General features: G+C 62.7%; 14 protein-coding genes. 5 read left to right on the forward strand and 9 right to left on the reverse strand.

Going from position 1 to position 13,816, the window contains the following annotated elements:
* Positions 1-155: 155 nt before the first annotated feature.
* The 9 genes from P775_RS27955 to P775_RS06685 all read right to left on the reverse strand — a co-directional run bounded on the left by P775_RS27955 (position 156) and on the right by P775_RS06685 (position 8,898).
* Positions 156-296 (reverse strand): hypothetical protein, encoded by a 141-nt coding sequence (locus tag P775_RS27955; protein WP_180287355.1) that lies wholly within the window; start codon positions 294-296, stop codon positions 156-158.
* Positions 297-560: 264 nt separating this feature from the next.
* Positions 561-953, reverse strand: coding sequence for a DUF2177 family protein (locus P775_RS06650; RefSeq protein ID WP_099910245.1), 393 nt, complete (start codon positions 951-953; stop codon positions 561-563).
* A 364-nt stretch (positions 954-1,317) separates the two neighbouring features.
* Positions 1,318-3,903, reverse strand: a complete 2,586-nt coding sequence (mprF, locus tag P775_RS06655; protein WP_099910246.1) for a bifunctional lysylphosphatidylglycerol flippase/synthetase MprF — start codon at positions 3,901-3,903, stop codon at positions 1,318-1,320.
* Positions 3,904-4,279: 376 nt separating this feature from the next.
* On the reverse strand, positions 4,280-4,990 hold the full coding sequence (gene arsH / locus P775_RS06660; protein WP_099910247.1) for an arsenical resistance protein ArsH: 711 nt from the start codon (positions 4,988-4,990) through the stop codon (positions 4,280-4,282).
* Positions 4,983-5,405, reverse strand: coding sequence for an arsenate reductase family protein (locus P775_RS06665; RefSeq protein WP_099910248.1), 423 nt, complete (start codon positions 5,403-5,405; stop codon positions 4,983-4,985). The genes arsH and P775_RS06665 overlap by 8 nt, the downstream gene beginning before the upstream one ends.
* Positions 5,402-6,469, reverse strand: a complete 1,068-nt coding sequence (arsB, locus tag P775_RS06670; RefSeq protein ID WP_099910249.1) for an ACR3 family arsenite efflux transporter — start codon at positions 6,467-6,469, stop codon at positions 5,402-5,404. The genes P775_RS06665 and arsB overlap by 4 nt, the downstream gene beginning before the upstream one ends.
* A 9-nt stretch (positions 6,470-6,478) precedes the next feature.
* Positions 6,479-6,811: an ArsR/SmtB family transcription factor gene (locus P775_RS06675; protein ID WP_099910250.1), complete on the reverse strand. Its 333-nt coding sequence runs from the start codon at positions 6,809-6,811 to the stop codon at positions 6,479-6,481.
* 60 nt (positions 6,812-6,871) lie between these two features.
* On the reverse strand, positions 6,872-8,242 hold the full coding sequence (locus tag P775_RS06680; RefSeq protein ID WP_099910251.1) for a sensor histidine kinase: 1,371 nt from the start codon (positions 8,240-8,242) through the stop codon (positions 6,872-6,874).
* Positions 8,239-8,898, reverse strand: coding sequence for a response regulator transcription factor (locus tag P775_RS06685; RefSeq protein ID WP_099910252.1), 660 nt, complete (start codon positions 8,896-8,898; stop codon positions 8,239-8,241). The genes P775_RS06680 and P775_RS06685 overlap by 4 nt, the downstream gene beginning before the upstream one ends.
* A 146-nt stretch (positions 8,899-9,044) precedes the next feature.
* Here P775_RS06685 and P775_RS06690 point away from each other — a divergent pair, with 146 nt between their 5' ends.
* The 5 genes from P775_RS06690 to P775_RS06710 all read left to right on the forward strand — a co-directional run bounded on the left by P775_RS06690 (position 9,045) and on the right by P775_RS06710 (position 13,736).
* A complete protein-coding gene (locus P775_RS06690; protein WP_099910253.1) occupies positions 9,045-9,314 on the forward strand; it encodes a PepSY domain-containing protein in 270 nt (89 codons plus the stop codon).
* A gap of 346 nt (positions 9,315-9,660) precedes the next feature.
* Complete coding sequence (locus tag P775_RS06695) at positions 9,661-10,014, forward strand: hypothetical protein (RefSeq protein ID WP_099910254.1); 354 nt, start codon at positions 9,661-9,663, stop codon at positions 10,012-10,014.
* A 76-nt stretch (positions 10,015-10,090) separates the two neighbouring features.
* Entirely contained in the window at positions 10,091-10,561 is a 471-nt protein-coding gene (locus P775_RS06700; protein WP_099910255.1) for a DUF2271 domain-containing protein, read from the forward strand.
* 12 nt (positions 10,562-10,573) lie between these two features.
* Positions 10,574-12,781 carry a PepSY domain-containing protein gene (locus P775_RS06705; protein ID WP_099910256.1) on the forward strand — a complete coding sequence of 736 codons (2,208 nt, stop codon included), beginning with the start codon at positions 10,574-10,576 and terminating at the stop codon, positions 12,779-12,781.
* Positions 12,762-13,736 carry an FAD:protein FMN transferase gene (locus tag P775_RS06710; protein WP_099910257.1) on the forward strand — a complete coding sequence of 325 codons (975 nt, stop codon included), beginning with the start codon at positions 12,762-12,764 and terminating at the stop codon, positions 13,734-13,736. The genes P775_RS06705 and P775_RS06710 overlap by 20 nt, the downstream gene beginning before the upstream one ends.
* Positions 13,737-13,816: the final 80 nt, after the last annotated feature.

Here is a 13,816-nt window from a genome sequence, read left to right on the forward strand (position 1 = left end):
TGGGGATTCAATCCCGGCCAAGATTCAGTTGTTCAGTTCTTTTGAAACTGCTTGGCCCAAGTTCTCGCTGTCCTGAACGAAGCCTTTGCCTGCCTCACAGGCGGTCAAGCCTGCCAGCAGGGTAAGGGCGAGAACGATGCGTATCGCTGCGTGCATCAGAACAGGTCGTTGCCGTTATCTTCTGCTACTTCGTCGGCAACGATGGCTCCGGCAGCACCTACTGCGGCTGCGGCGCAACCGGAGACGACGGGCAGCAACATCATAAGGGCAATAATGCGAGTCAGGCGGCTGGTCATAGCGGTCTCCTGTTTAAGTCATGCTGCCTAACGCGCTGAGCTGTGTGTTTGTTCCGCCATTTGAAAGATATTGTTGCACAGCCTCTTTGAGGAGTTGGACAGTATTCCTGACCTCGCAGCGTTCAGGGCGGGTTTGTGAGCTGCGAGGCCCACTCCTGAAGCAGTTTTTCCCCGGCGGCCGCTTTTTTGTTCATCAAGCCTTTTGTAAAGCCCGATGGAGTGACAAGCCCGAATTGCAGCAGTGCCGTCAGTCTGACAGGTGCATCAGCCTTGGAAGCGGATCATCAGCATGACACCCGCCCAAGCGGCGAAGCCTGTCAGCACCGCGCCCCAGGTCGTGTCGGTGACAACCATCGCCCAAGACCAGTTCTTCATGATTGACATCGAGGTGAATTCATAGGTGCCATAAGCCATTGCCCCGATAACCGCGCCGTGCAGCGCCGCCCGTCCCGGCGCCGCGTCGCGCAGCGCGGGCGCTGAGACGAGGAACACCAGGCCGGCAACATAGGCCAGATAAAACAGACCTGCCGGGGCCATCATCGGACTGTCACGCATCGCGTCACCCAGATGGCGGGTAAAGAGCGGCTTCATCACGAGGGTCAGCATGACCGCATCAATGACAAGGAAAATGACGGCGGTGAGGGCGTAGAGGATCATAGCGAACTCCAGTTACATTTCGCAGTACAGATAGCGCGGCTTTTGCCGTTGCGTAGGGTCAGGCCAGATGAAAGGTTGATGGTCTGGCTTTGGAGTGCGTGTTTTCGGCCTGTCGTTGGCGCCGTCAAAGGAAAACAAAATGACTGTATTGCAGGGTCAAGGCAGAGGCTGGAGCGTGTCGCGTTACATCGAATTCATCAATGGCGGCACGCTTTATTAGCGATATGTAAGGCGTATGGAAACCGTATGGTTTTCGTATGGCTGCGCTCTGGTTTTGGCCTGTGCGCAAGGCATGCTCTGGGCAGCCGCGTCAGTGGTGCTGAGCGGTTGGGGAAAGGTCTGAGCATTCGTGACCGCGCTTTGTCTATTTTCCGATCAATCCGCGCGGTCCGCCCGCGATGAGCAGGGCGACGTCGGCCATGGCGCGTGTGGGCGACAGGCCGGGGGCGACAACGATGTACCTGGGCCGCCAGTCTGGGCGGAATTTCTGCTTGAAGGCGCGCAGGCCTTCGAAATTGTAAAAGGCGCCGCCGTGGCGGTAGATGAAGCGTCCGACCCTGCTCCACATCCGGCCGACGGAGCGTGACGAGAGGCCCGCCAGCGGCGCCACGCCAAGGCTGAGTTCCAAGGCACCCGCATCTCGATAATGTTCGATCAGGGACAGGAACAGGAATTCCATCATGCCCGACGCTTCGTCCGGCAGGTAGCGCATGAGGTCGATGGCAACGCGGCTGCCGTCGCCCGGTGCGAGGATACTTGCAAAGGCCAGGATGCGCCCGTCGCGGCGCACCAGCGCAATCGGGAAACGGTCCAGATAGGCCGGATCGAACCGCCCGACAGAAAAGCCTTTTTCAAACCCCGACTTCCCGCCAAGCCAGCTTTGGGACACCGCCTGCAGGTCACGCATCACGGCGTCATCATGGGGGGGCAGGGCGATGGTCATCGACAATCCCTCGCGCTGGCGCTTGTTATGGGCCGCACGCATCGACTTGAAGCTCGATCCGCTCAGGCTGAAGGTGTCGAGTGCGACAACGGCCTCTTCACCGATCTTGTGCAGGCCCAGTCCCAGTTCGACATAGATCGCCAGATTGTCAGCGCTGACCTCATAAAACACGGGCTGCGCGCTTGCCCCGCGCGCGAGGTCGATGAAGGACCAGCACAGATCCGTAAATTCGGCCGTGTCGCCCACGGGATCAGAGAGTGCGACCCAGCGCCCGCCCTTTACCGCATACATCAGGAAGGACGCGCCTGATTCGGAGAACAGGAACTGTTTGTCGCCCGAAAGCGCCACACAGGCATGAGGATGCCCCGACTTGTTCAGGATTGTGCTGACCTGCTCTAGCACACCGTCCTCTTGCGCGGAGACCGGTTTGCGCCGCACCGGACGCAAGGCGTTGAAAACGGCAAAGATCAGCAGCAGGGCGGAGGCAAGAAGCCCCGCACGCAGGGCACGCGGCGTGTTGGCGCCATGGGCAATTTCCGTCCAGAGATCGTTGGAATAGGGCGTGGTGCGATACATGAGAAAGAAGGTCAAAGCGGCCAGAACAACACCCAGCACGAGGATAAACCAGCCCGGGCTGAAGACCGCATCTGTCAGCTTGGCCTGCCGTGGGAAACCGCGTGCGAAGGGCAGCAAGAGCAGTGCACCCGCCAGAAGCAGTGTCGCAGTTTCAAGATCGAGATTGTTCAGAAGTGCCGCGCAGGCGCCGCCCGCCAGCGCCGCAAGCGTCAGCAGGAATGCCGCCCTGATCCGGCGCGCCAGACCATGCGACAGGATCAGAAGCACGACACCAAGCATTGCCGAGAGCAGAGTGCCGCCTTCGATCAGCAGGGCGGCGACGAATTCACCTTCGACCATCGCGCTTTCGCGCACCGAGGGGATCAGAGACACAAGAAGCAGATAGGCCCCGAACCCGAATGTCACCAGCGCCGCAATAGAGGGGGCAAAGCCATGCACCGCCTCGATCGCGGGGCGAGAAGAGGCCGGAATGCGGCCTGCGATGCGGCTCATCATGCCGCCGGCAAGGCGGGCCTCGTTCACCGAGACGATGATGAAGCCGAGAGCAAAGGGCAGCAGGTAATAGAGGATGCGGAACAGGACCAGCGCCGCCGCTGCATCGCTGACAGCGATGCCTTGCGGCAGGGTCCCGATCACGACGGTTTCAAAGACACCGATGCCGCCCGGCACGTGCGACAGGATGCCAACCATCGTGGCGATGGCATAGATCGCGATAAAGGATGCGAAAGGGGGGGTCCCCGCAGGCATCAGGATCCAGAGCGCAAAGGCGGCCGCCGCCACATCGATCAGGGTGATGACAAGCTGCGCGGCCAGGCTGCGCGGTCCCGGCAGATGCAGATCCATGCGCCACAGGCGCAGGCGGTGCCGCCCGACAGACAGAAACAGGATCAGGCCAAGCGCGCCAAACAGGAGCGCCAGCGCGCCAAAGCGCACCTGACCCGGGGAAAAGGGGACCAGCTGCGACACGACCCAGGGATGCAGGCTGAGCGCGCCAAGGCCGATCAGGGTCAGTCCCGTGCCCAGAGCGGCGGCGATGTAGCCCGAAACGGCGGCCACCTGAAAGGCATCGAGCCCGAAGGCCGAATAGATCCGGTATCGGATCGCGCCGCCGGAAACGATGCTGACCCCGATGGTGTTGCCAAAGGCATACCCCAGAAAGCCGCCAAGGGCGACGATGCGCGCCGGAAGCGGTTTTGCGATAAACTGCAGCGCCAGAGCGTCATATCCGACCAGAGCGGCATAACCGACAGCGGTTGCTGCGACGGCCAGCAGCAAGGCGTTTGGTGGGGTCGATTTCATCTGAGCGAGGACCGTGGCGGGATCGAGGCTGTGCATCAGGTGAACGAGTGCGAAAACACCTAGCCCGAACAGGGCGACACCAAGGGCGATTGGCAAGATGCGCCGGAGAGTATTCAAATCTGGCAGTGTCATTATCCTGGCCTCGGCCCATTCAGGGATGCGGGATCACTTGGCTGGTACGGTAAGGTGGGGCCATCTGTAAATGAGCCAGAACATTAGATCCCGGGTTCTTACCAAATTGTAAGGCTCTGGCGGCCAAAACACGGAAAATGCCGGGGATTGTCGAGTGCTGTGTCTGCGGGCCCCGGTTGGTCATCCTGTAAAGGCGGGGATGACACCTGTTTGTGCTGCGAATCCGCCGCGATCCTTGATGCTGGCGATGGGGAGGCTTTGGTGCGTGTCTCGTCGCGTTGGCGTCGGACTGCGCAATATTTGACTATGTCAGCGCGGTTGCAGGCAGGCCGCTGAGGCCGCCTGAAACCAAACGGTGTTGCACCCGGGACCGCGATCATATCGATGTCTGATTTACCCTTTCCGACAGCTCTGCGGCGTTTTCTTTCCGTTCGCTGTAGCGGTCCAGCAGGCAGGCCTTGTTGTCTCGGGTGAGCAGGGTGAATTTCATCAGTTCCTCCATGACATCCACCATCCGATCGTAAAAGGGCGAGGGTTTCATCCGGCCTGCATCGTCGAATTCCAGAAACGCCTTTGGGGTGGAGGACTGGTTCGGGATGGTCAGAAGACGCATCCAGCGCCCCAGGATGCGCAGCTGGTTCACGGCGTTGAAGCTTTGTGATCCGCCGCTGACCTGCATCACCGCCAGCGTCTTGCCCTGTGTCGGGCGCACGCCGCCGAGGGACAGGGGAATCCAGTCGATCTGGGTCTTCATGATGCCGGTCATGGCACCGTGGCGTTCGGGCGAGCACCAGACCATGCCTTCGGACCATGTGACCAGATCGCGCAGCTCCTGCACCTTGGGGTGATCGGCGTCCGCGTCATCGGGCAGGGGCAGGCCAGAGGGGCTGAAGGTGCGGGTTTGCGCGCCAAACTGCGTGAGGATGCGCGCTGCTTCTTCGGTCATGAGCCGACTGAAAGAGCGTTCGCGCAACGAGCCGTAAAGCAGCAGGATGCGCGGGGCATGTGTGGCCCGCACAGGCGACAAAAGTTGGTTCGTGTCGATCGGCCTGAAATGCGCCTGATCAAGATTCGGGGTATCAGCCAATGCGGTTTCCTTTTGTGTCGATCAGGGGTGTGCCATCCTCTTTGGCCATAGGACCCGGCGGCAGGTTGTCGAGAAGATCCAGCACCAATTCGCTGGGGCGGCAGAGCCTGACGCCCTTGGGCGAACAGACGATGGGGCGGTTGACCAGAACGGGGTGGTCGAGCATGGCGGCAAGCAGCGTCTCATCATCCACCGACGCATCGAGGAGGCCAAGTTCTTCGGCTGGGGATTTTGTCGTCCGCAACGCTGTGCGGGGCGTCAGTCCGGCGGCGGCGAACAGGGCCAGCAGCTGCGGGCGCGTCCAGCCGGTTTGCAGATAGTCGATGACCACAGGCGTCTCGCCGGACGCGGCGATGATCGCAAGCACGTTGCGCGAGGTGCCGCAGCCCGGGTTGTGGTGAATGACGATGGTCATGAGGAACCTCTGTGGTCGGGAAACCAGTGTTGTGTTCGGTTGGCAAAGGCGACGAGGGACAGCATTACCGGTACTTCGACCAGAACTCCGACAACGGTTGCAAGCGCCGCGCCCGAACCGAGCCCAAACAGGCTGATCGCGACGGCGACGGCCAGTTCAAAGAAGTTGGAGGTGCCGATCAGTGCGCAGGGGGCCGCGATATTGAACGGGATGCCCCAGGCCCGCGCCGCGCCATAGGCGAGGAAGAAGATGCCGTAGGACTGGATCAGCAAGGGAACGGCGATCAGCGCAATGATCAAAGGGTTGTTCAGGATAACCTCGCCCTGAAAGCCGAAGAGCAGCACCACGGTCACCAGCAGCCCGATGACAGAAAACGGCTGTACGCGGGATTTGAAGGCGTCGACTGCCCGCTCGCCGCCGTTTGTGATCAAGGTGCGGCGTGTCAGATATCCGGCCAGCAGGGGCAGCATGACGTACAGGCCGACTGAAATCATCAGCGTGTCCCAGGGCACGACGATATCCGTCACGCCCAGCAGAAAGGCCACGATGGGCGCAAAGGCGAAGATCATGATGACATCATTCAGGCTGACCTGAACCAGCGTATAGGTCGCATCGCCCCGCGTGAGGTTGGACCAGATGAACACCATCGCCGTGCAGGGCGCCGCGCCGAGCAGGATCACGCCCGCGAGATAGGCCTGAGCATCGTCCCGGGGAATCAGGCCTGCGAAAACGTAGTTGAAGAAGAGCACGCCTAAAGCGGCCATGGTGAAAGGCTTGATCAGCCAGTTCACGACAACCGTCACGACGAGCCCCTTGGGTTTGTCACCGACCTGACGGAGGGCGCCGAAATCCACACCCACCATCATCGGATAGACCATCGCCCAGATCAGCACCGCGACCGGCAGGTTGACCGAAGCGATTTCCAGCGCGGCTAGGGCGGCGAACAGCCCGGGGAGCAGATTGCCAAGCAAAAGCCCCGCGCCGATGGCAAGCGCGACCCAGAGGGAAAGCCAGCGTTCAAAGGTTCCAAGGCCTGCCGCGGCGGGAGGTGAGGTATCGGTCATGATGACGTCCTAACAGGCACAGGCGAGTTCATTTATGACGGGCTGGCACAATTCTGGCCGCCCGCCGCAACAATCTTCCATCAGGAAGGCGAGCAAGCCGCGCATGCCGTCCATATTGGCATAGTAGCGGATGCTGCGGCCTTCCCTCGCGTTACGAATCAGACCGGCGCGATTCAGGATCGAGAGGTTGGCAGACATCGTGTTCTGACGCACATCAAGCGATTGACTGATGTCCCCGGCAGACATCCCAACATCGCCGGCCTTGATCAGCAGGCGGAACACATCAAGCCGGGTCGGCTGGCTGAGGGCGGCAAAGGCGCTGAGGGCGGTCATCTTATCCATATATCCAGAATTATGGATATATGTGAGTGGTGTCAAGCGCCCCTGGAGTGTTCTGCGGGGTCAGGGCCCCGGCGGGAGTGCATGCGCAGGCAGTGTATCCTGTTGTTCTGTCGGGAGGGAGATGACCGCTTCAAAGCCCGAGGTGGCGTTGGAGCGTGGGGATTTCAGAAGCAGCGGGGATCCGATGCGTTCGGCAATCGCAGCGACGATGGCAAGGCCAAGCCCGCTGCCCCCTGCGCGCGATCCGGCGCGTTCAAACCGGGCGGTCAGGTTGGCGAGCGTTTCGGGAGGGATCACCGGGCCGTCGTTTGAGACGCGCAATGTCCCGTCTTCGCCCAGCGCCACCTCTGTCGCGGTGTCGTCCAGGCCGTGTCGCAGCGCGTTGTCGACAAGATTGCGGCACAGGATGCCAAATGCGTCCGGATCAAGGTCGGACATCACGGGGCGGTCCGGCAGCGTCAGCGCGATGCGTCCTGGCGCCGTGGTGCGGGTCATGTCGTCGATGACAAGCCGGATCACGGGGCGCAGGTCTGAAGTCCGGTCCAGACGCAGGCGGGCACCTTCGGCGCGGGCAAGCTGCATCAGGCGTTCGGACAGGCGCGTGAGCCGTTTGAGCGTCGCCTCGATATCACGCGCACGGGCGCGGGCGGCGGGGTCTGCGGTTTCGGACTGCAGGCGCTGGGCCTGTGCGATGGCGCCGGCAAGCGGGGTGCGCAATTCGTGCGCGGCATTGGCGGCAAAGGTACGCTCGGCCTCGAACGCGGCGTTCAACCCGCCCAGCAGCCGGTTCAGGGTCGCGGCGACAGGAACAATTTCGAGTGGGATATCCTCGGCCGGAACGGGCGACAGATCGCGGGCATTGCGCGCCTCTAGCCTTTCGCGAAAGCGCCGCAGAGAGGCAAGGCTGGCACGCACCGCAAGCACGATGGCCAGAAGAGTCACAGGAATCACGAAGAGAAGCGGCAAGCCAAGCCCGATCTGGATGTCGCGGGCGACCTCTGCCCGATGCTCCAGCGGTTCGGCAATCGTGATGCGGATGCTGCCTTGTACCGCGTCGTCATTATAGAGCCTGTGGGTCGCTGTCTGTCGAAAACCGGGCCCGTCATAGGCCGGGAATACCGTCGGGTCCGCGGAATGCGATTGCAGCAGAATGCGTTCCTGCGCGTCGCGCACGATGTAGGTGAAGAATTCCTTGTGATCGCGCAGCGCGCCGAGCCGCTGGTTTGTACCATCCTGATCACGTCCGACAATGTCCACAACAGCAAGTGGCAGGATGCGTTGCGCGGTTTCCTGCAGGGCGGAATCGAACACCTCGTCCATTTCATGGCGCAGGATGACGGCGGTGACAGAGGCGGCGGTGATCCACAGCAGCGTCAGCAGCAGGCCCAGGGACAGGCCAAGCCGGACCTGAAGGCTGCGCGGCAGCCTCATGGTGTGCCCAGGCGGTAGCCCATGCCGCGTTCGGTTTCGATCACCGGGGCCCCCAGTTTCTTGCGCAGGCGGCTGACATGCACCTCGATCGTGTTGCTTTCGATCTCGGAGCCGAAGGCGTAAAGTTTTTCTTCAAGCTGGGCCTTGGACAGAAGCTGGCCGGGACGCGACAGGAAGGCGTCAAACAGGGCCCATTCGCGGGCGGTCAGCTGCACCGGTTTGCCGTCGCGGTGGATCGAGCGCGAGGCGATGTCGATGTCAAGCGCGCCGTGGCTGATGATCGGGTTGGGATTGCCGGAATACCGGCGCGCGACCGATCCTATCCGCGCAGACAGTTCGGCGAGGTCAAACGGTTTCACGAGATAGTCGTCGGCGCCGGCATTCAGCCCTTCGATCCGGTCCGAGATCTGGTCCAGTGCGGTCAGGATGATCACCGGCGTCACGTCGCCCCGCGCGCGCAGGGTTTTCAGAAACCCGATGCCCCGGCCATCCGGCAGCATGAGATCCAGCAGAACAAGATCGTAGGATGTGCCATGCATGGCATCCCCCGCCGCATCCAGCCGCGTGACCCAGTCGACGGACTGGCCGTCCCCGGCGATCTGGTCGCGCACCGCAGCGCCCAGTACCGTGTCATCCTCGATCAGCAGTATGCGCATGGCGTCTTTATTCCCTTGGTTGCGGGGACATCTCTTGTTCGCTTTTTCTGACCTCTTGCTGACGCCTTTGCAGGGCGCGCTTCAGGCTGCTGTCAGCTTTGACGTGCAAGGTCTGTGCAAGATAATCGCACTCCGGAGTTTGGCGTATGAAGAAGACACTGACAATGCTCGCCTTTCTCCTGGCCCTTCAGACGGGGGCGGCGCAGGCGGAAGAAGACTGTTTTGTCCCGATGGCGAACTGGCAACCACGGGAGGCCGTCGCGCGCCTTGCCGCAGAGCAGGGCTGGTCGGTGCGCCGGATCAAGATCGACGACGGCTGCTATCAGATTGATGGCCGAGACGCGTCAGGGCGCCGGATCGAGGTGACGGTGCAACCCGCAACGCTTCAGGTGATCGAGATCGAATATGAGGACTGACGCAGGTTGGCGCCGCCGCGATCGTTGTGTGCAAAAGTTCAGAGGCCAGGCTGGCCGTCCGGTTGCAATTGGGCAGGCAACATTGCCCGAAAAGCGATTGCCAGAGGGCACAGACAGAGTGTCATCGCCCGTCTGTGTTGATGTTGCGCAGAGTCCAATTGTCGCCTTCGCGCGAGCCTGAGTTTCCCCCCCGGCCGAAAATGTCCCTTCGGCTGCACTGGCCCCGCCCGAAACGGCGGGGCCTTTTTTTCCTTACGGCAGGCTGAAGAGACGCGCGCCGTACTGTCAGGAAGGCATCAGGTCGCAGGCGCAGATAAGCCCCAGCAGAAAAAAAGGAGACCCTGCCATGAGAAAGACTTTGACCCGTCTTGTCGCCTCGACCGCGTTAGCAGCAGGCATGGGCCTGCCCGCGTGGAGCGCCACAGACGCTGTGGGCGATGAGGGCAGCCGCCTCTTTGCCTCCGTGTTCGAAATGAACCGGGACGCGGCGCCGATGGTCCTGGCCAGTGGTGACGATGACCACGAATCGCGCGGCTTTTTCCGTTTTGGTGACGACGACGACGACGAGGAAGACGACGATTGCGAAGAGGATGACGGCGGTTGCAACGGGGCAAGCAATCCTGCCCCGGCAGGAACGGTCGCCCCGCCGCAGAACGGTCTTTTCGGCAATGGTGCGCCGCCAAAGGTCCAGGTGAACTGAATACCAACCTGCTGCGGCGCAGACTGCTTCGCCGCGGCATATCCTCCAGCCCAGCCCTCCTCTTAAGGAAACCGACATGAAATCCATACTTGCAGCCCTCGCGATGACCACTGCGCTGACCCTGCCCGCCATTGCCATGGCGCGGCCCGTCACGATGACCACGACATTGACCAACTACGGCGGCGATGGCGCTTACCTTGCGCTTTACGTGACCGACCCGACCGGGGCCTATGCCGGAAGCCTGTGGATGGCCGGGGGAAAATCAAAATATTACAAGCACATGACCGACTGGTATCGGGCAACCGGCGGTGACACCGCCCAGGTCAACGGCATCACGGGTGCCAGTGTTGGCGCGGGGCGCACGCTGAACATCACGCTGGATCTGGCCGATGCGCTGTTTGATGCAGGTTATACCCTGCATATCGACGCCGCAGTCGAAGATATGCGCGAAAGCCCGAACGAGGTTGCCGTACCGCTGAGCACCGCCGGTGCGGGCACTCCGGTCGCCGGGCGCCGCTACATCGCTGATTTCACCTATAAAATGTAAGGAGACAGGGCCATGATCCGTGCTCTTCATCGCTGGCCGGGTCTTCTGGCTCTGGTCATTGTGACCGTGCTTGCGCTCAGCGGCGCGGCGCTGTCGGTCTTTCCGATGGCAGAACGCCTGTCGGCGCCGCAGGCCGAGGCCGGGCTGAGTGTGGCCGACCTCGCCAAGCGCATCGAAAACACCTATCCGGGGGTCGAGCAGATCAAGCGCGCGCCGTCGGGAAAAATCACCGCCTACTGGTTCGACGCTGGCACGCCTGGGTCTGCGGTCATTGATCCCGCGACGGGACAGGGCGTGGGGTCGGCAGATCCGAACCAGATCGAACGCTGGCTGACAAACCTGCACCGGTCGCTGTTTCTGGACGATACCGGACGGATCGTCATGGCGGTGGGTGCGGCGGCGATGCTGGTTCTGGCGCTGTCGGGCGCACTGCTTGTTGCGCGCCGCGCCGGTGGTGTGCGGCGCTGGTTTGCGCCCCTGCGCGGCCCGCTGTCCGCACGGCTGCATGTCGAGATTGCCCGCGTGGCTGTTGTGGGTCTTGCCCTGTCTTCGGTTACGGCGCTTTGGATGACGGCGTCGACCTTTGATCTTTTGCCTGCCGAGACCTCTGTTGCGGCCATGCCGGCAGAGGTGAGCGGGCAAACCGGTCTGGTCTTTGCGGCAAGCCAGACCCTGGTTCAGACCCCGGTGGCCGAGCTGCGCGCGCTGAGCTTTCCCTATCCGGGGGATGCATCGGATGTGTTCACGCTGAGCATCGACCGCGGGACCGGGTATCTGGATCAGGGCACCGGCGCGTTGCTGGGCTGGGCCGATCTGACGGGATGGGAGAGCGTTTCGGAAACCATCTACATGCTGCACACCGGGCAGGGCGCCGCCACGCTGGGGCTGGTGCTGGGGCTGATGGCGCTGGGCGTGCCGGTGATGGGGGTCACAGGGGTTTTGATGTGGTGGATGCGCAGGCAGGGTCGGCCCAGGATCCCCCATAATCAGGCAGCGTCGCGCGCGCGCACCATCCTTCTTGTCGGAAGCGAGGGCGGCAGCACCTGGAGTTTTGCCGCGACGCTGCACAAGGCACTGAGCGACGCGGGACAGAGCGCCCATGTGGCGGCCATGTCGGCCTTTGATCCGGACCGGTATTCCAGTGCAGAGCGGATCATTGTTCTGGCCGCCACCTATGGCGATGGCGATGCGCCAGCCTCGGCCAAGGGTTTTGTTGACCGGCTTTCGCGCCTTGAGGCTGTTGGCGCAATGTCGCTTTCGGTGCTGGGGTTCGGGGACCGCAGTTTTCCCGATTATTGCGCCTATGCGCAGGCGGTTTCAGATGTTGCCGTGTCGAGGGGGTGGGCGCCGCTGGTGCCCTATGACACCGTGGATCGCCAGTCGCCGCAGGATTTTGCGCGCTGGGGCCATGCGCTTGGGCAGGCGATGGGGATCACGTTGTTGCTATCCCACCAGCCGGTTCTGCCGCAGGCGCGGGCGCTGACGCTTGTCTCGCGTCGCGATTATGGTGCCGATGTGCAGGCCCCCACTGCCATCCTGCGTTTCGCGGTTCCGAAGGTATCGCTTTGGCAGCGCCTGACGGGACGCGGGTTCGGGCGGTTCCAGGCGGGTGATTTGCTGGGCATTCTGCCCGAAGGGTCTGCCGTGCCACGGTTCTATTCGCTGGCCTCGGCCAGGCGGGACGGCTTTGTTGAGATCGTGGTCAGAAAACACGTGGGTGGTCTGTGTTCCGGGCAGCTTATGGCGCTGGAAGCTGGGGATACGGTACCTGCCTTTTGCCGTCCCAATCCCAGCTTTCACGCGGGTCGCGGGCGTGCGCCACTGATCCTGATCGGCGCGGGGACGGGCATCGGCCCGCTGGCGGGCTTTATCCGGGCCAATGGGCAGCGGCGGCCCATCCATCTGTTCTTTGGGATGCGCCGCCCCGAAAGTGACTTTCTGTATGGCGCGGATATGATCGACTGGCAGGCCAGCGGGCGGCTTTGCAAGCTGGCGACGGCGGTGTCGCGCGGGACCAGCCCCCATTACGTGCAGGACGCGCTGCGCGGTGAGCGGGCACAGGTTGTGGCGCTGATCCGGGGCGGGGCGCGGGTGATGGTTTGCGGTGGCCGTGACATGGCCGCCGGGGTCGCTGATGCGCTGGCCGATATTCTGAGCCCCATGGGGCTTTCGCCCATGACACTGAAAGCAGAGGGACGGTATGTCGAAGATGTCTACTGATCTTGTGCGCCACGCGCTGAACGGGGCAACGATGGGAACGCGGTGGTCGGCGATGATTTTTGCCGCGCCACAGTTTGACCCCGCGCCGGTAGAAATGGCTCTTCAGGCGGCGGTGGATGAGGTGGATGCACAGATGTCCACCTGGAACGCCAACAGTGATCTGATGCGTCTGAATGGGGCACCGGTTGGAGAGTGGGTTAGTGTGCCACCGCTGTTGATGGAGGTCCTGCGGCTGGGCCTGGACATCGGCAGGGCGTCGGGTGGGGCATTTGACATCACCATGGGGGATGTCGTGACCGCCTGGGGATTCGGGCCGCAGGCCGCCATGCCCGACGCCATCCGGGCCGCCATGGCCACGGCGCGCAAGCCTGCGCATGAGGTTCTGGATCTGGACACCGTGCTGGGCCGGGTCTGCAAACGCGCGCCGGTTGCGCTTGACCTCAACGGGATCGCCAAGGGCTATGGCACTGATCGGCTGGCCGAAACGCTGGCCGGTTTCGGGATCGGCGCGGCCCTTGTCGGCATCGACGGAGAGATGCGCGGAATGGGGCTGAGGCCGGATGGCACGCCCTGGGCCATTGCGGTTGAGGCGCCGGATGCCGACCGCCGTGCCCCCCATTCCGTGCTGGCGCTGGAAGAGGCGGCTGTGGCAACCTCGGGCGATTATCGCCACTGGGTCGAGGTGCAGGGGCGACGCCTGTCGCATACGATGAGCCCGGCGCGGGGGGCACCTTTGGTGGATGCGCCTGCATCGGTCACCGTCGTGGCGCGCAGCTGTGCAGAGGCCGACGCCTGGGCGACTGCGCTGATGGTGCTGGGTGTCGAGGCGGGTGGGACACTGGCGCGGGAACGGGGGCTTGACGCGCTGTTTCTGCTGCGCGATGGCGTCGGGGGTGTGCGAAGTATCGGTGTCGGGCGGTTGTTTGGCGATGCCGCTGTACCCGATCCCGTCTGAGCCGCAGGGGCCAAATGGGCCCAGGCGTCAGGGCGCACCAACATGGGCAACATATGCCGCCCGGCAGGCATGATAGACAG

This window comes from Puniceibacterium antarcticum (assembly GCF_002760615.1).
Lineage (GTDB): Bacteria > Pseudomonadota > Alphaproteobacteria > Rhodobacterales > Rhodobacteraceae > Puniceibacterium > Puniceibacterium antarcticum.